This window comes from Rhodococcus sp. RS1C4 (assembly GCF_002258225.1).
GTDB lineage: Bacteria > Actinomycetota > Actinomycetes > Mycobacteriales > Mycobacteriaceae > Rhodococcoides > Rhodococcoides fascians_E.
In genome coordinates this window covers 85,980-109,539 of record NZ_NOXZ01000048.1, presented here as the reverse complement: position 1 = coordinate 109,539, position 23,560 = coordinate 85,980, and the positions used below count along the sequence as shown (strand labels likewise).

Here is a 23,560-nt window from a genome sequence, read left to right as displayed (position 1 = left end):
ACGATGACGTCTTCACCGCTCGTACTCGGTCCTCTCGTCCGCTATGTCGGTGCGCACGATGCAACGTTCTGGTTCGAGTTCGACCGGCCGGGGACCGTCCGAGTGACCACCGACACCGGTGTGCACGGTGAGGCTTCGACGTGGGGCGTTCACGGTCACCATTACGCGCTCGTCGCGCTCACCGATCTGCCTGCCGACACCGCCATCACCTACGACTCGACGTTCGACGGCCGCGTCGTCTGGCCCGAACCGGGTGCAACCGCGGCGATTCATACCATCGACCGGCACGGTCCGGTGACCTTCGCGTTCGGATCCTGCAGGCGCGGAGACAATTACAGCGACGAATCCCTACAGCGAATCGGCGCGGATGCGCTCGCGGGCCTCGGCACCCGCATGGCCGGGCAGGGACCGGAGGAGTGGCCGCAGGCGCTGCTCCTGCTCGGCGACCAGGTCTACGCCGACGACCCGTCGCCGGAGATCATCGAGAAGTTGCGCGCTCGACGAGCCGCGGGCGACGGTCCGGCGAGTGCCCGCGACACCGACGCGGCCGACGAGATCTGCGACTTCGAGGAGTACTCGTGGCTCTACCACGAGTCGTGGGGAGTCGAGCCGGTCAGGACGCTGCTCGCGAGCGTGCCGTCGTGCATGATTCTCGACGATCACGACCTGCGTGACGATTGGAACTCGTCGGCGTCGTGGCGCGCCGACATCGAGACCAGGCCCTGGTGGAAGGACCGTGTCGTAGGTGCGTTCTCGTCGTACTGGGTGTATCAGCACCTCGGCAATCTCTCGCCCGACGAGCTCGGTCGGGACGAGCTGTACGCACAGGTGAAGGCCGCTGCGACCGACGAGGATCGTGAACGCCTGCTCTGCGAGTTCTCGCTGCGAGTCGACGAGGTGCCCGAGACCGGCCGGTGGAGTTTCTACCGGGACTTCGGTGACACTCGGTTGATCATGATCGACTCCCGGTGCTCGCGTGACCTCGATCCGAGCCGGCGCGCGATGGTCGACGACGTCGAGTGGGCGTGGGTCAGGGAACGAGCGCTCGAGAAGTCTCCGCGGCACCTGCTCTTCGGCTCGTCACTGCCGTATCTGATGCTGCCCGCACTGCATCATCTCGAACAGTGGAACGAGGCTGTGGCACAGGGGAGCTGGGGCAAGCTCGCGGCGCGAGTAGGGGAGAAGCTCCGAATCGACCTGGATCTCGAGCACTGGGCCGCGTTCGGAAAGTCGTTCCTGGACATGGCGACGCTGGTGCGCGAGATCTCCAGAAGCGACGACGCACCCGCCAGCATCATGTGGCTTTCCGGCGACGTGCACTGCTCGTACGTCGCGCGAGCCGAGTTCGGGGTGGGCGGCGACGTTCCGGCGACGTACCAGTTGACGATGTCGCCGTTCCGCAACCCGCTGAACCTACCGATTCGTGCCGTGAACCGGCTGGCGATCAAACGTCCGGCCGCGCGGGTACTGGCTTCGCTCGCACGGGGAGCCAAGGTGCCGCCGCCCGACGTGAGTTGGGAAGCCGAGGCCGGGCCGTGGTTCGACAACGGCGTCATGCTTCTCACGACCGAGGGGGAGACGGCGCGGGTGAGCGTCGAGCATGCGCACGTCGATCCCGTCGGCCGACAGACCCTGACCACCACTCGAAAAATGACGTTGACTCCCTGACATAGATTTGTCGGCGTGGCTCACCTCGAACTGACCGACATCGACTACTTCCTGCCCGACGGCAGGCAGCTTCTCAGCGGCGTCGGATTCCGTGTCGGTGACGGCGCCAAGATGGCGTTGATCGGACCGAACGGCACAGGCAAGACCACGTTGACTCGCATCGTCTCCGGCGATATCGAGCCCGAGGACGGCGCCGTGACCCGATCGGGTGCGCTCGGAGTCATGCGTCAGTTCGTCGGGAGTGGAGCCGGCGGAGCGACCCGTGGGGCCGGGAGTGGAGCCGGCGGAGCGACCCGTGGGGCCGGGAGTGGAGCCGGCGGAGCGACCCATGGGGTCGGGAGTGGAGCCGGCGGAGCGACCCGTGGGGTCGGGAGTGGAGCCGGCGGAACGACGGTTCTGGATCTGTTGCTGTCGGTGTCCTCGCTCGCGGTGCGCCGAGCCGCCGAGGCTCTGGACGAGGCCGAGAACGCGATGATGGAGGCGGACGACGAGAAGACGCAGATGAACTACGCTGCTGCGCTGTCCGATTGGGGCGATGTCGGAGGATACGATCTGGAACCGTTCTGGGACAAGGTGACGATGGCGGCGCTCGGTGCACCGTTCGACGTCGCGAAGTGGCGTGATGTGTCGACTCTGAGCGGTGGCGAGCAGAAGCGTGTCGTGCTCGAGGCGTTGTTCGCCGGTTCCGACGAGTTGCTTCTGCTCGACGAACCGGACAACTACCTGGACGTTCCCGGTAAGAGGTGGCTGGAGAAGACGATTCGTGAGTCGGACAAGTCCGTGCTCTTCATCAGCCACGACCGCGAGCTCATCGCGAATGCCGCCACCCGCATCGTCACTCTCGAACCGGGATTCAACGGGGCCACCTCCTGGGTCCACGGCGGAGGCTTCGCCACTTACTACGACGCGCGCGAGGACCGGAACGCCCGGCTCGACGAACTTCGCCGCCGCTGGGACGAGGAACGAGTGAAACTGCGGGCGCTCGTTCTCCGTTTGCGGGAGAAAGCGAAGTTCAACGACGGCATCGCCGCTCGCTATCAGGCAGCGCAGACGAGGCTCACGCGGTTCGAGGACGCGGGCCCTCCCGAGGCGGTTCCCCTGAAGCAGAAGGTGACGGTACGGCTGCACGGTGGGCGCACCGCGAAACGCGCGCTGGTGTGTACCGGACTGGAGCTGACCGGGTTGATGAAGCCGTTCGACACGGAGATCTGGTTCGGTGATCGGGTGGCCGTGCTCGGTTCCAACGGATCCGGCAAATCGCACTTTCTTCGGCTGCTGGCGGCGGGCGGTACCGACCCCGAGCGGGAGCACCTCCCGGTCCAGGAACTCGAGATCGCGCCCGTACCGCACAGCGGCACCGCCGTGTTGGGTGCGCGGGTGCGGCCAGGATTGTTCGCGCAGACTCACAGCAGGCCGGATCTCCACGGCAAGACGTTGCTGGACATCCTGCATCTCGGCAACGAGCACCGTGACGGAATGGGTCGCGAAGCCGCGAGCCGTGCACTCGATCGTTACGGCCTGTCACTCGCCGCAGAGCAGTTGTACGACAACCTGTCCGGTGGGCAACAGGCACGGATTCAGATCCTGCTGCTGGAACTGTCCGGCGCCACCCTGCTGCTCCTCGACGAACCGACGGACAACCTCGACCTGGTGTCCGCGGACTCGCTGCAGGACGCCATCACAGCATTCGAGGGAACGGTCGTCGCCGTCACCCACGACCGATGGTTCGCGCGCAGCTTCGACCGGTTCCTCGTCTTCGGATCCGACGGGCAGGTCCGCGAATCGAGTGAGCCCGTCTGGGACGAAACACGGGTCGAGCGCCCGCGAGGCCTGCGGGAGCGAGCACCCAGGGCAACGCGGTAGCGTTTCGTACCGTGAATGTCTCCACATCGAGTGAGTCCGACGCGACCGATTCTCCCTATCTGGTCGGCCTGAATCTGTCCGGACGGCGTGTTGTCGTCGTCGGCGGTGGCACTGTCGCGCAGCGTCGGCTGCCGTTGTTGATCTCCTCGGGTGCGGTGGTTCATGTCATCACTCGTGAGGCGACACCCGCGGTGGAGGGCTGGGCGACGGCTGGTCAGGTGACGCTGGACCTGCGGGACTATCGCGACGGAGACATCGCGGACGCGTGGTACGCGATCGCGTGCACCGACGAGGCCGAGACCAACGCGGCCATCGTCGCCGAGGCCGAACGGGCCAGAATCTTCTGCGTTCGCGCGGACGTCGCGCGCGACGGCACCGCGGTCACCCCGGCGTCGGCGGATTACGACGGACTCACGCTCGGTGTGCTGGCCGGGGGAGAGCACCGTAGGTCGGCTGCGGTGAGGACCGCGGTGCTCGAAGCTCTGCAGTCCGGTGTCGTCACCGACGCCGCACACGCCCCGCACACCGGCGTCGCACTCGTCGGCGGCGGCCCGGGTGATCCCGACCTCATCACCGTTCGCGGGCGTCGTCTGTTGACCTATGCCGACGTCGTGGTCACCGACAGACTCGCGCCGCCGGAGTTGCTGGCCGAGCTCGGCCCACACGTCGAGGTCATCGACGCATCGAAGATTCCGTACGGACGCGCGATGGCCCAGGAGGCGATCAACCAGGCGCTGATCGACGGAGCGAAGGCAGGGAAGTTCGTCGTCCGGCTCAAGGGCGGGGACCCGTACGTCTTCGGCCGTGGTTACGAGGAACTCGAAGCTCTCACCGACGCGGGAATCCCGGTCACCGTCGTGCCGGGAATCACCAGTGCGATCTCCGTGCCGTCCGCTGCGGGCGTGCCGGTGACGCATCGAGGTGTGACTCACGAATTCGTCGTCGTCAGCGGACACGTCGCGCCGGACCACCCCGACTCTCTCGTCGACTGGGACGCACTGGCGCGACTCAAGGGCACGATCGTGCTCCTGATGGCCGTCGAGCGGATCGACAAATTCGCGGCGGTGCTGATGAACGGCGGACGAGCCGCGTCGACGCCGGTCCTCGTGGTCCAGGAGGGGACGATGCGTACCCAACGTGAGGTACGGGCGGACCTCTCCACAGTGGCCCAGAAGGTCAAGGACGAGGGCATACGTCCACCTGCGATCGTCGTAATCGGAACCGTTGCTGGTTTTTCTGTGAACTCTCGGTAACGTGAACCCCCGTGCCTGATCACACGCAGCCCGCAGCGCCCACGACGCAGATCGTCTACCCGGTCACCACCAGGGCATTCGGTCTGGCGATCATTGTTCTGAGCGGACTGCAGCTCATGGTGGTTCTCGACGGGACGGTGGCCAATCTGGCTTTGGCGCCGCTGCAGGCGGATCTGGGATTGAGCGACGCGGGTCGCAACTGGGTGTTGACGTCGTACGCACTGGCGTTCGGCGGCCTCATGCTTCTGGGCGGGCGCCTCGGCGATGCGTTCGGTCGCAAGAAGATGTTCCTCGGTGGCGTCGTGCTGTTCACCATCGCGTCGCTGTTGTGCGGGCTCGCCGTCAACGAAGCGACGTTGGTGGCCGCGCGCGCACTGCAGGGCGTGGGTGCGGCAGTGGCGTCGCCGACGGCCTTTGCGCTCGTGGCGACGACCTTCGCACCGGGCCCGGTGCGAAATCAGGCCATCGCCATCTACGCCGCGATGACCGGTGTCGGTTCCATCGCCGGACTCATCATCGGCGGTGCGCTCACTCAGGTGTCCTGGCGCTGGATCTTTCTGATCAACGTGCCGATCGGCATCCTGATCGTGATCCTCGCGGTGGTGTCACTGAAGGAAACCGCAGGCGTCCGCTTGGCCCTCGATTTCCCCGGAGCGATACTCGGCACCCTCGGCTGTACCGGTGTGGTCCTCGCGCTCAGTGAAGGCACCGAACTGGGGTGGCTCAGTCCACTGGTGGTCGGTTCGCTCGTCGCGGGTCTGATCCTGCTGGGTCTGTTCCTCGTCGTCGAGCGCCGAGCGGACAACCCGCTGCTCCCGTTTTCTCTGTTCGCGAGCAAAGACCGAGTCGCCACCTTCGTGGCGATCTTCTTCGCCGGCGGCGTCATGTTCTGCCTGGCCGCGTTCGTCGCCCTGTTCGTTCAGGACATCCTGGGCTACAGCCCGTTGGCGGCGGGCCTCGCGTTCGTTCCGTTCGCCTTCGGACTGGGCGCTGCCGCGTTCATCACCTCTCAACTCGTCGTACGTATTCAACCGCGATGGTTGGTCATGACCGGTGCGTTGATCATGATCGGGTGGCTTCTGTTCTCGGTGGCCACCATGGACGCCGATTCGTCGTACTTCCCCGGCATCTTCTTCCCTGTCATCGGCATCGGATTCGGCGTCGGCATGGCGTCGATCCCTCTTCCACTGTGCGCGATCGCCGGGGTGCAGGCCACCGAAATCGGCCCCTTGACCGCCATCGCCCTCGTCGCGCAGACACTCGGCGGCCCGGTGGCACTCGCGATCGTCGGCGCGCTGGTCACGTCCCGCACGCTGTCACTGGGGGGCACCACAGGCCCGGCGACCTTGATGAACGAAGTTCAGCTCGGCGCCCTCAGCTCGGGCTACATGTTCGCGCTCTTCTGCTGCTCCATCCTCGCCGTCGTGGCAGGTCTCGCGGCATTCTTCATTCGCTTCACCCCCCAACAGGTCGCCCAGGCCCAGGCCGCGCAGGAAGACGCCCAATCGACCTAGACACCCCAGCGGCCTAGACGCCCAGCACGAGCTTCGCGATCGCGAAGTAGACGATCAATCCCGTTGCGTCGCAGAACGTCGAGATGAACGGCGTCGAGAACACGGCAGGGTCGACGCCGATCTTCTTGGCCAACAGTGGCATCGCGCCCCCGACAGTAGCTGCCAGAGTGCAGATCGCGAGGAGGGTGGATCCGATGACCAGGCCGAGATGCCAGTCGTAGACAAGGCCTGCGATCACGAATCCGAGCGTTCCGAGCATCGCGCCCATCGTTGCGCCCACGCGAATTTCGCGGAACAGTACCGCGCCGATATCGCGTGGGCGTACGTCGCCGACGGCAAGTGCACGAGTCACCGTGGTGGCGGCTTGGGATCCGGTGTTGCCACCGGTTCCGGTGAGCAGCGGAATGAACAGTGCGAGCGTCACCACCGCAGCCAGCGCATGCTCGAAGATTTCGAGTACTTGCACGGTGAGAATGGCGGACAGCGCGAGGACAAGCAGCCACACCACACGCGATCGCACGATGCTCAGCACCGGAGTGGCCAGGTACGGCCGGCGTAGAGGCTCGGTGCCGCCGGCACGAGCCGCATCTTCGTCCTCGGCATCTTCGAGAATGCGTGATTCCTGGTCGATGGTGAGGATGCCGATCAAGCGATTCTCCGAATCGACGACCACGACGGCTGGGCTTCGATGGTCGAGGCACGAACGGGCGGCTTCCTCGGCGGAGACGTCGGCCGTGACGACGGGCCGGCTCGTCGAGAGGTTCTCGACGACCGTCGCGGGGTCGGCGGTGGCAACGTCGGCGAGCGTCGCGACGCCGACGAGCCGTCGGCTGTCGTCGGTGATCGGAAGCAGATAGACGGACTCGGCACCGGCTCCGATCGCCCGCACCTGAGCCAGGGCCTCGTCCGCCGTCGTGGTGGGGCGGACACGGACGTACTCGGGGCTCATCCGTCGTCCGACGGACCCTTTCGCGTAGCCGAGCATCGGCGCGGTGAGCTCACGCTCCGTCCGTGAAAGTCCTTGCATCAACCGGTGCGCCACATTGGAGGGAAGTTCGTCGACGAGTTCGACGCGATCGTCGGGATCCAGTTCGGCGAAGAGGGTGACGACGTCGTCGTCTCGCAGCGCGGTGACGAGTTCGCTGCGGACCGATGCGTCGAACTGCTCGAACACATCGAGTGCGCGATCCTTCGGCAGCAATCGGTACAGCACCGCGCGTTCGGCCGAGTCCGTACGTTCGAGAATCCGCGCTGCGTCGGCAGGCGGCAGGTCCGCGACGAGTTGGGACATGCCGGCGAGATCTTTCGCGCGAAGCAGTTCCGTCGAGCGGGTGATGACGTCGTCGAGAGTGTGGTGCACTCGTCCATTGTGCCGAGTGCACCGAGCGGAACCGCGTGGGCTGCTTCCCTTCGGGGTCCGTCGAAAGGAGGACGCGATGAACGCATCGATGTCGTTACCGTTGAACCATGGCGGCCCTCGAACGGTATCGATCATTGGATGTGTTGCGCGGCATCGCGATTGCAGGCACGCTCGGCACCAACGTCTGGATCTTCACCAGCGGATCCGGGCTCGTCGGATATCTCGACGGTGTCGGGAAAGGTGACGGTGGGTGGGGCCTGGCCGAACGAATTCTGCAACAGCTGGCGCAGGGCAAGTTCCTCGGTCTCCTGACCGTCATGTTCGGTATAGGGCTTGCGATCCAGCAGCGATCGGCGTCGACGCGAGGGGAACCGTGGCCGGGTCGATACCTCATCCGGGCGGCACTGCTCTTCGTCGACGGGCTACTGCACTTCCTGCTGTTCACCGAGTTCGACGTGCTGATGGGGTATGCCGTCACCGGTTTCGTCGTCGCGTACGTTCTCGTCGGAGGGGAACGTGCTCAGCGGCGGTGGATGATCGGCGCCGCCGGCGTGCACGTCGTGATGATCTCGGCGATCGCAGCGCTGCTGGCCGCAGCACCGAACGGTACATCGACGGAACCGCTCCAGCCCAATCCGTATGCGGACGGCTCGTTCTGGGATCTGGTGGTGTTCCGAATCGACAACGCAGTAGTGTTCCGCTCCGAGACGGTGTTGATTCTTCCGATGTCGTTTGCACTGTTCTTGTTGGGGGCAAGCCTGTTTCGCGCGGGAGTGTTGTCCGGATCGGGGAGAATTCTCCGACGGCGGATGATGGTTCTCGGAACGGTCGCGCTGCCTGTCGATTTCGCGCTCGGACTGGTGGGCGAAGACCTCGGAATCATCGTGTCTCGATACCTGACGGCACCGTTGGTGTCCCTGGGGATTCTGGCATTCGTGGCCGGCTTGTACCTTCGCGGTGATCGCGACGGATTCGTGACCGCGCGGCTCACCGAGATCGGACGGATGGCATTGTCGAGCTACGTTCTCCAGAACGTGGTGGCCTCGATTCTGTGCTACGGGTGGGGGTTCGGGATCGCGGCCGAACTCGATTCGCCCGCGCAGAAGGTCCTCGGTACGGTCGCGATCTACGTGGTGACGGTGTCGATCGTGAGCCTGTTCGCACACCTGTGGCTGCGGCGCCACCGACGTGGGCCGATCGAATGGTTGTGGAACTACTCGGCGGGAATCGGCGCGGCTACGACAGATGGGCCTCGTCGGCGGCAGCCTGGCCGGAGTGCCATCCTTCGGCGTCGAGTCGTGGCCCCCGCATCGCCCTGACGTTGGGGAACAACCGATCGAATTCCTCTTCGACGGCCGCAGTCTGTGTGGCGAGCATCGGGAGCAGGCTTCCCGACTGTTCTGTCGCCTCCTCGAGGGCGAGTGCGCCGACGTCGGCGAGACGCTCGCCGATCCTGACGGCATAGGCGAACAGAAACGCCTTGCCGAACGCTGCGGATGCAGCCCCTTTGCGTCGCTTGGCTTTCGGCGAGTGCGACAGTGCCCGCGTCGCCTGGACGAGCAACGAGGTGAACAGCAGTTCGGTCTGCTCGACGTCGACGGGGGAGCCGACGAGAGTAGCGACGGCGAACTCGGGATCCCAGATGGACTTGACCCGATTGACGTCGCCGACGGCGTGCAGCAGCTGTGCTTTCGCAGGTGCATGAGGGTTGTCGACGTGGAGTCGACGGCTGATCACGTCGACGTTGCCTTCGGTCAACAGCAGCGAGTCGATCGAGTACCGCGTCATCAGTTCCTGCGCCTTGGCGGTCAGGGTCTCGGCTTCTTCTTCGAAGTCGGTGGCGTCCGCCTTCGCGAGCAGTCCGCGGATCCTGCCGAGCACCTTGCCGTTCGGTGATTCACCGGTCGTCACGCCGCGGTCCATGCGAGGAGCACGCTTGCGTGGCCACTGTGAGGGCAGCGGCCCGATCTGCGGCCATCTCGGCAATTGTTGCCACTGCCCCAGAAGCGCGAGCACCGCGATCCATTGATCACTGGCAGCGATGTAGTCCGATTTTCCGCTCGCCGACAACTGTGCCGCCAGGAAGCTCGGAGACGCTTCGACTCGGGCCGCAGCTTTGGGATACGCGGCACAGATCTCCGAGAGCTGATCGACCCAGCTCTGCGGCGCACGGTCGTCGGCGTCGGTCAGATCCGATTGGTGCAGAATTGCCGCTGCCGCAAGCGAAGACACAGCGACGGTTTGTTGGCGTCGCACGATGTGCAGCAGGTCGAACGGTTGCCATCCTGCTTCGTACATCGTCTGGATCATGTTGGTGAGCGCCAGCGACCCGAGTGCCTGCGGGTCGAACTCGTCGAGCGCGATCAACCGGTCGGCGATGTCGTCGACGAGTCGCAGGTCCTTGCTGCGGCCGTACGAAGCGTCGGCGCCCTGCCGCAGCAGCGAAGGAACCGGGTTCATTCGGTGAGCACGATCAACTCGGTCGGCGAGGCGACCTCTACGCGAAGCCCGGACTTCGCTGCGACCCGTGCCACTCCCTTGACGTCCTTCGGTTCGGCGGTCGTCAGCGTCAGTGCGCGCGCCAGCAGGCCTTTGTGGTGCTTGTTGAAGTGGCTGACGACGGACCGGGTGCCGTCGAGCTTCTCGGTGAGAACGGTCGCCGTGACCGCCCCTGGGACCGGACCCAGCTGCTGATACGTCCCGGATCGAAGGTCGACCACCAGATCGTCGGCCTCGGCCAGAAGTGCCTCGGTCAGGTCCGGCTTCCACAGTGAGCGCAGCGTGCCGAATCCGGGAATCTTCGACCCGCCGGACAAGCGGTACGACGGGATGGGATCGGTCGCGCGCACCGCTCCGAACAGGGCGGAGCCGATCCACAGGCGTGCCGCGGCCCGGGCGCGGCCTGCACGCGTGAACGAACCGGCGTCGAGTGCGTCGTACAGCACGCCGGTGTAGCGGCTGAGAGCAGGAGCGGTCGGCGACGTCCACAGCGCCGCATTGCGCTGGATCTCGTCGGCCTGGGTCGGACCGAGTCCGAGGGCTGCGCTCGAGGCCTCGACGTCCGCAGCCAACTCGACCAGGGCATCCGCGAGTTTCTGCCGCAACGGGGTGAGATCCGGCAACGACAGCTCGTCGAGGTCGAGAGGTGATCCCACACCGCCGTCGGACTTGGTTTCGGAAGGTGGGAGCAGGATGAGCACGGGGAGCAACGTTACCGTTTCGCTGGGCACCGACTACGCTCGTACCCCGTGATCACCCGTCTTTCGCAGTTGTTCCTTCGTACCCTCCGCGACGACCCCGCCGACGCCGAGGTCGACAGCCACAAGCTTCTGGTTCGTGCCGGCTACGTCCGTCGTATCGCGCCGGGTGTCTACTCGTGGCTGCCGCTGGGTCTGAAGGTGCTCCGGAAGATCGAGAACGTCGTCCGTGAAGAGATGAATGCGATCGGCGCACAAGAGATCTCGTTGCCTGCCCTGCTGCCTCGTGAACCGTACGAGTCCACCAATCGATGGACCGAGTACGGCGACGCGCTGTTTCGGCTGAAGGACCGCAAGGGCAACGACATGCTGCTCGGTCCGACGCACGAGGAACTGTTCGCGCTCACGGTCAAGGGTGAGTACAACTCCTACAAGGACCTGCCGGTCACCCTGTACCAGATTCAGAACAAGTACCGCGACGAGGAGCGTCCCCGCGCAGGCGTTCTGCGTGGTCGTGAGTTCATCATGAAGGACTCGTACTCCTTCGACCTCGACGAGGACGGGTTGAAGGCGTCCTATCACGCCCACCGCGAGGCCTACCAGCGCATCTTCGCGCGGCTCGGTATCAAGTACGTCATCGTCGCGGCCACGTCCGGCGCGATGGGCGGCAGTGCCTCCGAGGAGTTCCTCGCCGAGAGCGAGGTCGGTGAGGACACCTACGTTCGTTGCATCGAGTCCGGCTATGCAGCCAACGTCGAAGCCGTCACCACCGCCCGCCCGGACTCGCTGCCCATCGAGGGTCAGCCCGAGGCGGTCGACTACGAGACCGGCGAGACCCCGACCATCGCGACACTGGTCGACTGGGCCAACAGTGCAGATCTCGGCCGGACCGTCACCGCCGCTGACACGCTGAAGAACATTCTGCTCAAGGTGCGCCAGCCCGACGGTGAGTGGGAACTGCTCGCCGTCGGCGTCCCCGGAGACCGCGAGGTGGACGAGAAGCGTCTCGAGGCGTCGCTCGAGCCCGCCGAGTACCAGTTGCTCACCGACGCGGACTTCGAGGCCAACCCCTTCCTGGTCAAGGGGTACATCGGGCCTCGTGGCCTGCAGGCCAACGGTGTTCGGTATCTCGTCGACCCCAGGATCGTCGACGGAACGTCGTGGATCACCGGCGCGGACGTCAAGGGCAAGCACGTGGCGAACCTCGTGGCCGGCCGCGACTTCACTCCGGACGGGACCATCGAGGCGGCCGAGGTGCGCGACGGTGACATGTCGCCGGACGGACGCGGACCGCTCGTCAGCGCGCGCGGAATCGAGATCGGCCACATCTTCCAGCTCGGCTACAAGTACACCGACGCGTTCACAGTGGACGTTCTCGGTGAGAACGGCAAGCCGGTGCGGCTCGTACAGGGTTCCTACGGTGTCGGTATCACGCGTGCCGTAGCCGTGGTGGCCGAGCAGATGCACGACGACAAGGGCCTGCGTTGGCCTGCGGAGATCGCGCCGTACGACGTTCACTTGGTCATCGCGAACAAGGACGAGGCTGCGCGCGACGGTGCCGAGGCGATCGCGTCGGAGTTGAACCTGCAGGGACTCGACGTCCTGTTCGACGACAGGAAAGCGTCGCCCGGCGTCAAGTTCAAGGACTCCGAGCTGCTCGGCATGCCTCTGGTGGTCGTCGTCGGCCGAGGATGGGCCGACGGCAAGGTCGAGATGCGCGACCGCTTCACCGGCGAGAGCGTCGAGCTGGACAAGGCGACGGCCGCTGCCGAGATCGTGAAGGCTGTTCGCCGTAGAGACTGATTCGCCACCCTGGTCGGTTACTCGCTGGTAGCTTCTAGCTAACCGACCAGGGAGAGATAACGATGGCGTCGCAGGTTTCTTTGTTCGATCCCACGAAGCTGGACACGTCGACACTCGACGACGAGTCAGCGCGGCAACTTCGGTCTCTGATCGACTGGTTCGAGGATCGAGGTAAGGCGAGGTTGCTCTCCGACGACCTCGACGCGGTCTGGACGGCGGACTTCCTCGCGTTCGTCGCGAAGGAGAAGCTGTTCGCCACGTTCTGCACGCCTGTTGCGTATGCGGACGGTGATCCGAACAAGCGGTGGGATGCGTCGCGCAACGCGGTGCTCAGCGAGATCCTCGGCTTCTACGGCCTGTCCTACTGGTATGCGTGGCAGGTCACCGTCCTCGGGCTGGGTCCTGTCTGGATGAGCGACAACGACGCAGCCAAGCGTCGGGCCGCTGCGTTGCTGGACGAGGGCGGCGTCGCCGCGTTCGGTCTGTCCGAGCGGGCACACGGTGCCGACGTCTATTCGACCGACATGCTTCTGGCTCCGGGCGGGGGAGACGGGGTCGAGTTCACGGCGTCGGGCGAGAAGTACTACATCGGCAACGGCAATGTGGCAGGGACGGTGTCCGTGTTCGGTCGTCGCACCGATGTCGAGGGTCCCGAAGCGTACGTCTTCTTCGTTGCGGACAGTGGCCATGACGGATACGTGTTGCGAGACAACGTGGTTCACGGTCAGATGTTCGTCAGCACGTTCGCGCTCGAGAACTACCCGGTCCGTGCCGAGGACATTCTGCACACCGGCGCCGACGCGTTCTCCGCGGCGCTGAACACCGTCAACGTGGGCAAGTTCAACCTGTGCACGGGGTCGATCGGCATCTGCGAGCACGCCTTTCACGAGGCAATCACCCACGCGCACAATCGTATCCTCTACGGCAACCGGGTCACCGAATTTCCGCACGTGAAAGCAAGTTTCGTCGATGCGTACGCGCGGCTGATCGCCATGAAACTGTTCAGCGCTCGTGCCCTCGATTACTTCCGATCCGCGTCGGCGGAGGACCGTCGGTATCTCCTGTTCAATCCGATGACCAAGGCCAAGGTCACGTCGGAGGGCGAAACCGTGGTTCGTACACTGCACGACGTCATCGCGGCGAAGGGGTACGAGAAGAACACGTACTTCAGGGAGGCGGCGCAACTGATCGGTACGTTGCCCAAACTCGAAGGCACGGTCCACGTCAACGTGGCGTTGATGCTCAAGTTCATGCCGGCGTACATGTTCGCGCCCACGGAGTTTCCGGCGGTCGAGGTTCGCGACGACGCGTCGGACGACGCCTTCTTCTTCGCTCAGGGACCGGCGCGCGGCGCGAGCAAGGTCCGGTTCCAGGACTGGGTGCCCGTGTACGAGAAATACTCGGCCGTGCCCAACGTCGGGCGTTTCTACGAGCAGGTGTTGGCGTTCAGGCAGTTTCTGACCGAGTCGGCGCCCAACGAGGAGCAGCAGCGTGATCTCGATTTCCTGCTGAACGTCGGGCATCTGTTCTCGCTCGTGGTCTACGGTCACTTGATTCTCGAGAGCGCGGACGCGGTGTCGACCGAAGTTCTCGATCAGATCTTCGACTTTCAGGTACGCGATTTCTCTGCGTATGCCGTTGCGTTGTACAGCAAGCCGTCCTCGACGGAGGCGCAACAGGCATGGGCTGTCGGCGCGCTGCGCAAACCCGTCGTGAACGCCGCGAGATTCGACGCGGTGTGGGGTGAGGTTCTGGCGTACGACGGGGTCTACGAGATGCGGCCCTAGCCCGAGGTCTTGACGAACTGGGCCAGCTTCGGCCCGAACGCGCAATCGGCGAGTTCGGCGAGGGGAGACTCCTCGGTCGAGTGTTCGACTGCCTGGATGGCCAGCAGGCAGTTGAGCAACATGCCGTGCGCGATGAAGTCGCGGGCCTCGTCGGGCGTGCACCCGGTGCGTCCGCGTATCTGGGTGTAGATCGCGGACATGCCGTCACGCGCTTGGGTCCCGATCTCCGGTGTGGTGCTCGCGGTGAAACCGTGCATCATGACCAGCAGAAGGTCTCGGTCGGTGACGAGAGCCGCGTACGCCCGACCCAGTGCGGGCCAGACGTCGGACTCCGACGGTGACTCGTCGAGAACGCGATCGAACGCGCGCATGATCCCGTCGATCGCGCGCTGGAACACGAGGCGAAACAATTCGCTCTTGGTGCCGAACATCCGGACGACGTAGGGCTGAGACACGCCCGCTTCCTTGGCGACGGCGTCGGTGCTGGTTCCGGCGTAGCCGCCCCGGGCAAATGCTCGAGTGGCAGCGTCGAGCACCAATTCACGGCGATCGGCTGCGTCCATGCGGGTGGTCTTCGGCGCTGGCATGTTGACAGGTTATCAGTTGATAACTAGCGTTCCGATCCAAGTAATCATTCGATGCTTACATAACTCGGAGGCTTTCTCATGTCCACGAAGACAGCTCCGCCACGGATCGATACCGAACGGCGAATTCCGATCTGGGTCGGGATTCTCGCCGCGTCGCTACCGATGTTCATGGCGACCCTCGACAACCTGGTGATGACCAGTGCGCTCCCGGTGATCCAGGCAGACCTGTCGGCCTCGGTCGGAGAACTGCAGTGGTTCATGAACGCGTACACGCTCAGCTTCGCGACGTTGATGCTCGCGGCCGCGACGCTCGGCGACCGGTGGGGCCGCCGCAACGTCTTCCTCGGGGGCATCGCCGTGTTCACGATCGCCTCGATCGGTTCCGCACTTGCGACGACACCGGCGATGCTCATCGCCGCCCGAGCGATTCAGGGCGTGGGAGCCGCCGCGATCATGCCGCTGTCGCTGACGCTCCTCGCCGGAGTCGTACCCGCCGCGAAACGTGCACTGGCCATCGGGATCTGGGGCGGAGTGTCCGGTCTCGGTGTCGCGCTCGGTCCGGTCGTCGGCGGCGCGGTCGTGGACGGCATCTCGTGGGAGGCCATCTTCTGGATCAATGTCCCCGTGGCACTCGTCGCGGTGCCACTCGCCCTCGTGGCGCTGAAGGAGTCCTACGGACATCGTCAGCCGCTGGACCTCGTCGGAATCCTGCTCGCGGGCGCGGGTGTCTTCCTGCTGGTGTGGGCGGTGGTGCACGGAAACGAGGACGGCTGGGCCTCGACGACGGTGCTTCTCTCGTTCGTCGGATCGGCGGTGTCCATGGTGGCGTTCGTGTTACGTCAGAGGTCGACGGAACATCCGGTCGTTCCACTTCGGTTGTTCCGCTCTCGCAGTTTCTCCGTCGCCAACATCATCGGTGTGTCGTTCACTCTGGGGATGTTCGGCGCGGTCTTCCTTCTGTCTCAGTATCTGCAGATCGTCATGGGATACACACCGTTCCAAGCAGGACTGCGGACGTTGCCGTGGACGGCTGCCCCGATGATCGTGGCACCCCTCGCAGGTGTGTTGGCACCCCGGCTGGGTCTACGGACGCTGCTCGTCGCAGGTCTGACGTTGCAGTCCGGAGCCTTGGTGTGGATGGCGGCGATACTGGAACCGGGAACGACGTACATCAGCATGGTTCCCGCCCTGGCCATGGCCGGAATCGGAATGGGCCTCACGTTCGCGCCGTCGGCGACGGCGGTGCTCACCGACATGGCCGACGTCGATCACGCCACGGCCAGCAGCACCAACTCGACCATTCGCGAGATCGGTATCGCGCTCGGAATCGCTGTTCTCACAGCGGTCTTCCTGGGCAGCGGGGGATCGTTGACTCCCACCGGATACACCGATGCGCTGGCGCCCGCGCTGTTGGTCGGCGCCGCAGCAGTCGCGGTCGGAATTCTGGCCGCACTGTTCATGCCCTCGGGCATCGGCGCGACGACGCCTACGGCTGACCCGGAAACGCCACCGTCGACGGAACCACTCCCAGGATCGTCCGCCAGTTCGCAAGTCGCAGCGCAGCTTCGGTGAGTGCAGTGATTCCGATCTCGCGCGTGGGGCCGGACCGGCTGCGCTCGATCACCGAGCGCCACGCGACGGACGTGTCCGCCTCGGCCTGAGCCGCCAATTGGGCCGCGGTGACGGGGTCGGTCACCGGAAACGGCGTCGCGTACGCGGTCGCGGGCTGCGGCGGGGTGACGCTCGCCGCAGTCAACGCGTCGATGGTGGCGTCACGTCGCGCCCGATGAGCCGCCGCGTAGGTCGCCACCAGTTCCGCCCGCGCAGGATTGGAAAATGCCCCGACGATCCCGTAGGCGAACACCGCGGCGTACTCGGCCTCCAGCGCATCGACGAGCGCCTGCTGCTCTTCACCGAGTTCGTTCACGCCAACACCACCTTCACCGAGGTCGTGCACGCGGCGCTGATCGATCCCAGCAGGCCGGCGCGGAAGCCGGATTCGTTGCGTGCCGAATCAGCGGCGCTGCGTGCCGAATCGGTGAGGGCCGCCACCAGTTCGTCCCACGTCGGAGTCGGGCCATCGGTCGTGGTGGAGGTCGCAGGCGTGGTCGTCGACCCGCCTGCGACGCGGTCGATCTCCGTCGCCAATGCGTCGGCATGCGCGGTGCGCTCGAGTTCCACGACCGACAGTGCAGCAGCACGATCCGGGATCGAGGCGGCGAGTGCCGCGGCCGATCGCGCGTCCTGACGAGCCTGCCGCAGGTGGGTGGTGAGTGTGTCCACCGTCTCGGCGGTGTCCTCGCCCGGCGTGCAGGCCGTGACCGAGGTGAGCCCGGCCGCCGCGAGGGCCGCCCCCGCTACCAGTCGAAACGACGCGCGACGTGTGAGTGGGCGAGATAGCGCGGGCGTCAGCACGCGTCCATGCTGCCAGGTCTCACTTTGCCGGTGCGCACCCGCACCTGGTCACGGGCCGCCGCGATGGGCGCTAGGCTGTACGTTCACCGTCTGAGGAACCGATCCGCCCACAACTTCACGAGGAGTGCACACCACGATGCCTGTTCCGTCCAAGGAGAGGGTCGTCGAGCTCCTGTCCGACCTGATCGACGCACACGGTTTCGACCTCGAGGACGTCACCGTCGTCGCAGCCGGCAAGCACAGTGCCGTTCGGATCATGGTCGACCGTGAACAGGGAATCGATCTCGACACTCTGCCGTCGCTCAGCCGTGAGATCTCCGACGTGTTCGACGGGGTGTCGGACTTCGGCGAGGCGCCGTACACACTCGAAGTCACCACTCCCGGAATCGACCGACCTCTGACGCTGGAACGGCATTGGCGTCGGGCACGGGGTCGAGCGGTACGGATCGAGTTGCCGGACGAGAAGTTCGACGCCAGGATCGGCGCACTCGACACGGGCGTCGTGACGGTCGTGACGAAGACGAAGGGTGTTCTGTCGACGCGCCGGGTGGCGCTGACGGACGTCGTGAAAGCAGTTGTGCAGGTGGAATTCTCGCGGCCAAAGCCCGAGGAGATGGAATTGGCGGGCGGTGTCGTGGACGGCCGGCCGGCGCCGGCTGACGCCGAGAACACCGTGAACGTGGAAGAACCGGAAGAAGGGTCCGACAAGTGAATATCGACATTGCCGCGCTGCGCGCCATCGAGGCGGACAAGGGTATCTCGATCGAGACGGTCATCTCGACCATCCAGACCGCTCTGTTGACCGCATACCGCCACACGGAAGGTCATCAGCAGCACGCCTGGATCGACGTCGACCGCAAGAGCGGCTCGGTGAAGGTGATGGCCAAGGAGATCGACGAGGACGGGAACACGATCTCGGAGTGGGACGACACTCCCGAGGGATTCGGCCGCATCGCAGCGACCACTGCTCGCCAGGTCATTCTCCAGCGTCTGCGTGACGCCGAGCACGAGCGCTCCTTCGGAGAATTCTCGACGCACGAAGGCGAGATCGTCGGCGGCGTCATCCAGCGAGACACGCGTGCCAACGCGAAAGGCACCGTGATCGTCCGGATCGGAAGCGACGCCAACGGCGCCGACGGACTGTTGCCTCCCGCCGAGCAGGTTCCGGGCGAGTCGTACGAGCACGGTGAACGCATCAAGTGCTACGTCGTGGGCGTCGCGCGCGGAAACCGTGGACCTCAGATCACTCTGTCGAGAACCCACCCGAATCTCGTGCGCAAGTTGTTCGCCCTCGAGGTGCCCGAGATCGCGGACGGTTCCGTCGAGATCATCGCCGTCGCTCGCGAGTCCGGTCACCGGTCGAAGATCGCGGTGACCTCCACGGTGTCCGGCCTCAACGCCAAGGGCGCGTGCATCGGTCCGATGGGTCAGCGTGTGCGCAACGTGATGAGCGAGCTGGCGGGGGAGAAGATCGACATCATCGACTTCGACGAGGACCCCGCCCGCTTCGTCGGGAATGCTCTGTCGCCGTCGAAGGTTGTATCGGTGACGGTGGTCGACGCGGCCGCTCGTGCCGCACGCGTCATCGTCCCCGATTACCAGCTGTCTCTGGCGATCGGCAAGGAAGGGCAGAACGCTCGATTGGCTGCCCGTCTGACCGGATGGAGAATCGATATCCGCAGCGACGCTGCCGTGGCACCCGAGGCGACCAGCGGGTAAAGACAGAATGCGGGGTTCGGGGCAATACAGCGGTAGAGTAGTCGGTGGTTCGGAATTGAACTCCACGCCCTTCCGTCATGGGAGCACCGGTTCGACGCCTACACGTCTGCCGGTGCGCACCTGTGTCGGATGCAAGGAGCGGGTTCCGGCAGTCGATCTGCTGCGAGTCGTGGTCGGTCGGACGGGTGATTCGGATTCCTCGGAATTCGTGATCGTCCCGGACGTCCACCGCAGGCTTCCAGGTCGGGGCGCGTGGCTGCATCCCGTCTCGGAATGTCTGGTCAATGCGGAACGACGCCGAGCATTCGGCAGAGCACTACGAGTACAAGGAGTGGTCGACGTGACCGCGGTGAAAGCCTTCATCGGAAACGGTGTGGAGGCAGACACCGAGGGACCGGTGGCTCCGAATACAGAGCAGTGAATGCAGAGCTACACCCGTCGAGAAGAACAGGCAACAGCACTGATGAGCACACCGTGAAGCACCAACGATGAACGTCCATCGGAGATAACCCGAGGTCGTGCGGGCACCATGCCTCGCTCGGCCTCTCAGTGAGGAGAGCAGTGGCAGGCAAGGCCCGCGTGCACGAGTTGGCCAAAGAACTCGGTGTCACCAGTAAAGAACTACTCGCACGGCTCAAGGAGCAGGGCGAGTTCGTGAAGTCCGCATCATCCACCGTCGAGGCGCCGGTGGCGCGTCGACTTCGTGAATCCTTTCCGTCCGGAGCATCGGACTCGGCTCCCGCCGCAGGCGCGTCGAACGGCTCGCCCAAGCCGACACCGTCCGCCAAGCCCGGTGCGGGACCCCGTCCGGGCCCGAAGCCCGCGGCACGCCCGGCAGCTCCGGCCCCGTCCGCTCCGGCGGCATCGGCTCCGGCTCCGGAGAGCACCCCTCAGCAGTCGGCACCCCAGCAGTCGGCACCCCAGCCGTCCGCTCCGGCACGCCCGGCTGCTCCGGCGCCGTCGCGTCCCACTCCGGCTCCTGCTCGCCCCGCGGCGCAGGCTCCGGCGACCGAGAACGCAGCACCGGCGGCTCCAGCCGCGTCTGCTGCGCCGGCGGCTCCCGCAGGACCCAAGCCGGGCGCACCCGGCCCGAAGCCCGGTCCCAAGGCGCCCCGTGTCGGCAACAACCCGTACTCGTCGGCTCCGGCCGAGCGTCCGGCACCGCGCCCCGCACCGGGCGGACCTCGCCCCGGCGGCGGTCGTCCGGCACCCGGTCAGGGTGGACCTCGCCCGGCTGCGCCCCAGGCGGGTAGCCGTCCGGCACCCGGCCAGGGCGGTCCCCGTCCGGCTCCGGGCCAGGGTGGCCCACGTCCGAGCCCCGGTTCCATGCCTCCGCGCCCGAACCCGGGTGCAATGCCTACTCGTTCGGCACGTCCGGGACCTGCAGCAGGTCGCCCGGGCCGCCCAGGCGGCGCTCCAGGCGGTCGTCCGGGTGGTGGCGGTGGCTACCGCGGCGGCGGCGCACCCGGCGCGCCCGGTGGTGCTCCTGCAGGTGGAGCTCCCGCAGGCGGATTCCGCGGTCGCCCAGGTGGTGGCGGTCGTCCAGGCCAGCGCGGTGCAGCAGCCGGTGCCTTCGGGCGTCCAGGTGGTGCTCCTCGGCGTGGACGTAAGTCGAAGCGTCAGAAGAGGCAGGAATACGACTCCATGCAGGCGCCCGCCGTCGGCGGCGTCAGGCTGCCACGCGGCAACGGCGAAACGATTCGCCTTGCCCGCGGTGCGTCGCTGTCCGATTTCGCGGAGAAGATCGACGCGAACCCGGCGGCACTCGTGCAGGCCCTGTTCAACCTCGGCGAGATGGTGACGGCCACTCAGTCGGTCAACGACGAGACGCTGGAACTGCTCGGCGGCGAGATGAACTACGTCGTCCAGGTCGTCAGCCCGGAGGACGAGGACCGCGAGCTGCTCGACAGCTTCGACCTGACCTACGGCGAGGACGAGGGTGGCGAGGAAGACCTCGAACAGCGTCCTCCTGTGGTCACCGTCATGGGCCACGTCGACCACGGTAAGACCCGCTTGCTCGACTCGATCCGCAACACGGCCGTTCGTGAGGGCGAAGCCGGCGGAATCACGCAGCACATCGGTGCCTACCAGGTGTTGACCGAGCTCGAAGGCAACGAGCGTCTCGTGACCTTCATCGACACCCCCGGTCACGAGGCCTTCACGGCCATGCGTGCTCGCGGTGCCAAGGCCACCGACCTCGCAATCCTGGTCGTCGCGGCCGACGACGGCGTCATGCCGCAGACGGTCGAGGCCATCAACCACGCGCAGGCTGCGGATGTACCGATCGTGGTCGCGGTCAACAAGATCGACAAGGAAGGCGCGAACCCGGACAAGATCCGGCAGCAGCTGACCGAGTACGGACTGGTTGCCGAGGAGTACGGCGGCGACACAATGTTCGTCGACATCTCCGCCAAGCAGGGCACCAACATCGATGCCCTCCTCGAAGCGGTGCTGCTGACGGCGGATGCTGCTCTCGACCTGCGGGCCAACCCGGACATGGACGCTCAGGGTGTTGCCATCGAGGCACACCTCGACCGCGGTCGTGGACCGGTGGCGACCGTGCTCATCCAGCGCGGAACGCTCCGCGTCGGCGACTCGATCGTGGCGGGTGACGCCTACGGACGTGTTCGTCGCATGGTCGACGAGCACGGTGCCGATGTCACCGAGGCACTGCCGTCGCGGCCGGTTCAGGTCGTCGGCTTCACCTCGGTGCCCGGAGCAGGCGACAACCTCCTCGTCGTCGACGAGGACCGCATCGCCCGTCAGATTGCCGATCGACGCAACGCACGCAAGCGCAACGCGCTCGCCGCGAAGAGTCGCAAGCGCATCAGCCTCGACGATCTCGATGCAGCTCTGAAGGAGACTTCGCAGCTCAACCTGATCCTCAAGGGTGACAACTCCGGAACGGTGGAGGCCCTCGAAGAGGCTCTCCTCGGTATCGAGATCGACGACGAAGTCGAACTGCGCGTCATCGACCGCGGTGTCGGTGGCGTCACGGAGACCAACGTCAACCTGGCGTCGGCATCCAACGCGATCATCATCGGCTTCAACGTGCGCGCGGAGGGCAAGGCCACCGAGCTGGCCAACCGCGAGGGCGTCGACATCCGGTACTACTCCGTCATCTACCAGGCGATCGACGAAATCGAGAAGGCCCTCAAGGGCATGCTCAAGCCGATCTACGAAGAGGTGGCACTGGGTCAGGCCGAAATCCGCGCGCTGTTCCGTTCCTCCAAGGTCGGAAACATCGCAGGTTGCCTCGTCACCTCCGGTACGATCCGTCGCAATGCCAAGGCTCGGTTGCTGCGTGACAACGCAGTGGTCGCGGAGACCGTCACCATCTCCTCGCTTCGCCGCGAGAAGGACGACGCGGTCGAGGTGCGCGAGGGATACGAATGTGGTCTCACGGTGACGTACTCGGACATCAAGGTGGGAGATGTCATCGAGGCGTACGAGCTTCGTGAGAAGCCTCGCGACTAGTGACGTGGTCACTGGTGGCAGTGGTGAGTAGGGGAGTGGCACTGCATTGAGTTCTGCTTCGGCGGCGGTACGGCACACGTACCGCCGCCGGAGCGTCTCACGCGAACCGATCGAAGGAAGGCCTCGTGTACCTGGGTGCTCTGGAGCTGGACGTACTGCTGGGGGACATACGTTCGCTCGCCGACAAGCGGTCGACCGTGGAACCGGTCCTGTCGGAACTGCAGCGGTTCGGTGTGTCCGCGGCGGAGACGGGTGAACGTGACCGATTTCGGCGCTCGCTGTTCGGTATAGCCGCGGTCGGATCGGATGTCGACGGTCTGCACGACAAGCTGGACGAATGCGAGCGGCACGTCGCCGAACGTCACGATCTGGAATTGTTGGCAGTAAGAAGAAGAATCTTCGGTCCCGAGGACTGACTCGGGCACCGTGTGTGAGGAGCGTGGAGTTCATGGTGGATCAGGCGAGAGCTCGGCGGCTCTCCAAGCGAATTGCCGCCATCGTTGCGACGGCCATCGACCACGAGGTCAAGGACCCGCGGTTGGCGTTCGTGACCATCACCGACTGCAAGGTCACGGCTGACCTGCACGATGCGACGATCTATTACACCGTCATGGGTGAGGACCTGGACACCGCACCTGATCTCGAGGGTGCAGCCGCCGGTCTGGAGAAGGCGAAGGGCGTTCTCCGGTCGAAGGTCGGCGCAGGTACAGGAGTGCGGTTCACCCCCACGTTGACGTTCGTGACGGACACCGTTCCGGACACGGCGCGGCACATGGAGGAACTGCTCGCCCGCGCGCGCGAAGCGGACAGCGAAGTCGCCAGGGTCGCAGCCTCCGCCAAGCCGGCCGGTGACCCGGATCCGTACAAGGCTCCGCGCGAAGCATCGTCGGACCCGAACGCCGACCTGGACTGATCGA

General features: G+C 65.5%; 20 protein-coding genes. 14 read left to right on the top strand and 6 right to left on the bottom strand.

Going from position 1 to position 23,560, the window contains the following annotated elements:
* The first annotated feature begins 3 nt into the window (after positions 1–3).
* From CH289_RS24360 to CH289_RS24345, 4 genes are read left to right on the top strand one after another with little or no spacing between them, the layout of a single operon-like run.
* Positions 4–1,668 (top strand): DUF7800 domain-containing protein, encoded by a 1,665-nt coding sequence (locus CH289_RS24360; RefSeq protein ID WP_249277232.1) that lies wholly within the window; start codon positions 4–6, stop codon positions 1,666–1,668.
* 15 nt (positions 1,669–1,683) lie between these two features.
* Positions 1,684–3,531: an ATP-binding cassette domain-containing protein gene (locus tag CH289_RS24355; RefSeq protein ID WP_094728779.1), complete on the top strand. Its 1,848-nt coding sequence runs from the start codon at positions 1,684–1,686 to the stop codon at positions 3,529–3,531.
* Positions 3,532–3,542: 11 nt separating this feature from the next.
* Positions 3,543–4,784, top strand: a complete 1,242-nt coding sequence (cobA, locus tag CH289_RS24350; RefSeq protein WP_019664208.1) for a uroporphyrinogen-III C-methyltransferase — start codon at positions 3,543–3,545, stop codon at positions 4,782–4,784.
* Between the two features lie 11 nt (positions 4,785–4,795).
* Complete coding sequence (locus CH289_RS24345; protein WP_019664207.1) at positions 4,796–6,298, top strand: MFS transporter; 1,503 nt, start codon at positions 4,796–4,798, stop codon at positions 6,296–6,298.
* Positions 6,299–6,311: 13 nt separating this feature from the next.
* Here CH289_RS24345 and mgtE read toward each other — a convergent pair whose 3' ends face one another.
* Positions 6,312–7,658, bottom strand: coding sequence for a magnesium transporter (gene mgtE / locus CH289_RS24340; RefSeq protein WP_094728777.1), 1,347 nt, complete (start codon positions 7,656–7,658; stop codon positions 6,312–6,314).
* A gap of 107 nt (positions 7,659–7,765) precedes the next feature.
* Between mgtE and CH289_RS24335 the strand changes: the two genes are divergently transcribed.
* Positions 7,766–8,977 carry a DUF418 domain-containing protein gene (locus tag CH289_RS24335; protein ID WP_094728775.1) on the top strand — a complete coding sequence of 404 codons (1,212 nt, stop codon included), beginning with the start codon at positions 7,766–7,768 and terminating at the stop codon, positions 8,975–8,977.
* Here CH289_RS24335 and CH289_RS24330 read toward each other — a convergent pair.
* Both CH289_RS24330 and yaaA read right to left on the bottom strand, forming a co-directional pair.
* The gene (locus CH289_RS24330; protein WP_019664204.1) at positions 8,895–10,118 is read right to left on the bottom strand and encodes a DUF2786 domain-containing protein; all 1,224 of its coding nucleotides are present in this window, start codon (positions 10,116–10,118) and stop codon (positions 8,895–8,897) included. The two genes, CH289_RS24335 and CH289_RS24330, sit on opposite strands and share 83 nt — an antisense overlap.
* Entirely contained in the window at positions 10,115–10,858 is a 744-nt protein-coding gene (gene yaaA / locus CH289_RS24325) for a peroxide stress protein YaaA (RefSeq protein ID WP_019664203.1), read from the bottom strand. The genes CH289_RS24330 and yaaA overlap by 4 nt, the downstream gene beginning before the upstream one ends.
* Before the next feature lie 48 nt (positions 10,859–10,906).
* Between yaaA and CH289_RS24320 the strand changes: the two genes are divergently transcribed.
* Positions 10,907–12,658 (top strand): proline--tRNA ligase, encoded by a 1,752-nt coding sequence (locus CH289_RS24320; RefSeq protein ID WP_019664202.1) that lies wholly within the window; start codon positions 10,907–10,909, stop codon positions 12,656–12,658.
* A gap of 62 nt (positions 12,659–12,720) precedes the next feature.
* The gene (locus tag CH289_RS24315) at positions 12,721–14,445 is read left to right on the top strand and encodes an acyl-CoA dehydrogenase family protein (RefSeq protein WP_094711156.1); all 1,725 of its coding nucleotides are present in this window, start codon (positions 12,721–12,723) and stop codon (positions 14,443–14,445) included.
* Here CH289_RS24315 and CH289_RS24310 read toward each other — a convergent pair.
* The gene (locus CH289_RS24310; RefSeq protein WP_020110266.1) at positions 14,442–15,032 is read right to left on the bottom strand and encodes a TetR/AcrR family transcriptional regulator; all 591 of its coding nucleotides are present in this window, start codon (positions 15,030–15,032) and stop codon (positions 14,442–14,444) included. The genes CH289_RS24315 and CH289_RS24310 overlap by 4 nt on opposite strands.
* 78 nt (positions 15,033–15,110) lie before the next feature.
* On the opposite strand from CH289_RS24310, the gene CH289_RS24305 reads away from it, so the two are divergent.
* Positions 15,111–16,604 (top strand): DHA2 family efflux MFS transporter permease subunit, encoded by a 1,494-nt coding sequence (locus CH289_RS24305; RefSeq protein ID WP_019664199.1) that lies wholly within the window; start codon positions 15,111–15,113, stop codon positions 16,602–16,604.
* Here the strand turns inward: CH289_RS24305 and CH289_RS24300 are convergent.
* Positions 16,519–16,959: a ferritin-like domain-containing protein gene (locus CH289_RS24300; protein WP_019664198.1), complete on the bottom strand. Its 441-nt coding sequence runs from the start codon at positions 16,957–16,959 to the stop codon at positions 16,519–16,521. The genes CH289_RS24305 and CH289_RS24300 overlap by 86 nt on opposite strands.
* Entirely contained in the window at positions 16,956–17,447 is a 492-nt protein-coding gene (locus tag CH289_RS24295; RefSeq protein WP_019664197.1) for a hypothetical protein, read from the bottom strand. The genes CH289_RS24300 and CH289_RS24295 overlap by 4 nt, the downstream gene beginning before the upstream one ends.
* 136 nt (positions 17,448–17,583) lie before the next feature.
* Between CH289_RS24295 and rimP the strand changes: the two genes are divergently transcribed.
* The 6 genes from rimP (at position 17,584) to rbfA (ending at position 23,556) form a co-directional block, all read left to right on the top strand.
* Positions 17,584–18,159 (top strand): ribosome maturation factor RimP, encoded by a 576-nt coding sequence (rimP, locus tag CH289_RS24290; RefSeq protein WP_027498559.1) that lies wholly within the window; start codon positions 17,584–17,586, stop codon positions 18,157–18,159.
* The gene (gene nusA, locus CH289_RS24285) at positions 18,156–19,166 is read left to right on the top strand and encodes a transcription termination factor NusA (RefSeq protein ID WP_019664195.1); all 1,011 of its coding nucleotides are present in this window, start codon (positions 18,156–18,158) and stop codon (positions 19,164–19,166) included. Before rimP ends, nusA begins: the two co-directional genes overlap by 4 nt.
* Before the next feature lie 112 nt (positions 19,167–19,278).
* Complete coding sequence (locus CH289_RS24280; protein ID WP_020110262.1) at positions 19,279–19,587, top strand: YlxR family protein; 309 nt, start codon at positions 19,279–19,281, stop codon at positions 19,585–19,587.
* Between the two features lie 140 nt (positions 19,588–19,727).
* Positions 19,728–22,643 (top strand): translation initiation factor IF-2, encoded by a 2,916-nt coding sequence (gene infB, locus CH289_RS24275; protein ID WP_094728773.1) that lies wholly within the window; start codon positions 19,728–19,730, stop codon positions 22,641–22,643.
* A gap of 125 nt (positions 22,644–22,768) precedes the next feature.
* Complete coding sequence (locus CH289_RS24270) at positions 22,769–23,059, top strand: DUF503 domain-containing protein (RefSeq protein ID WP_019664192.1); 291 nt, start codon at positions 22,769–22,771, stop codon at positions 23,057–23,059.
* A 32-nt stretch (positions 23,060–23,091) separates the two neighbouring features.
* Positions 23,092–23,556 (top strand): 30S ribosome-binding factor RbfA, encoded by a 465-nt coding sequence (gene rbfA, locus CH289_RS24265; protein WP_026347625.1) that lies wholly within the window; start codon positions 23,092–23,094, stop codon positions 23,554–23,556.
* The last annotated feature ends 4 nt before the right edge of the window (positions 23,557–23,560 follow it).

Bases quoted from the DNA above. Each gene is read 5' to 3' on its own strand.
- rimP (WP_027498559.1), top strand. From the start codon at position 17,584: ATGCCTGTTCCGTCCAAGGAGAGGGTCGTCGAGCTCCTGTCCGACCTG.
- rbfA (WP_026347625.1), top strand. From the start codon at position 23,092: ATGGTGGATCAGGCGAGAGCTCGGCGGCTCTCCAAGCGAATTGCCGCC.
- CH289_RS24335 (WP_094728775.1), top strand. From the start codon at position 7,766: ATGGCGGCCCTCGAACGGTATCGATCATTGGATGTGTTGCGCGGCATC.
- CH289_RS24360 (WP_249277232.1), top strand. From the start codon at position 4: ATGACGTCTTCACCGCTCGTACTCGGTCCTCTCGTCCGCTATGTCGGT.
- CH289_RS24330 (WP_019664204.1), bottom strand. From the start codon at position 10,118: ATGAACCCGGTTCCTTCGCTGCTGCGGCAGGGCGCCGACGCTTCGTAC.
- CH289_RS24310 (WP_020110266.1), bottom strand. From the start codon at position 15,032: ATGCCAGCGCCGAAGACCACCCGCATGGACGCAGCCGATCGCCGTGAA.
- CH289_RS24305 (WP_019664199.1), top strand. From the start codon at position 15,111: ATGTCCACGAAGACAGCTCCGCCACGGATCGATACCGAACGGCGAATT.
- CH289_RS24315 (WP_094711156.1), top strand. From the start codon at position 12,721: ATGGCGTCGCAGGTTTCTTTGTTCGATCCCACGAAGCTGGACACGTCG.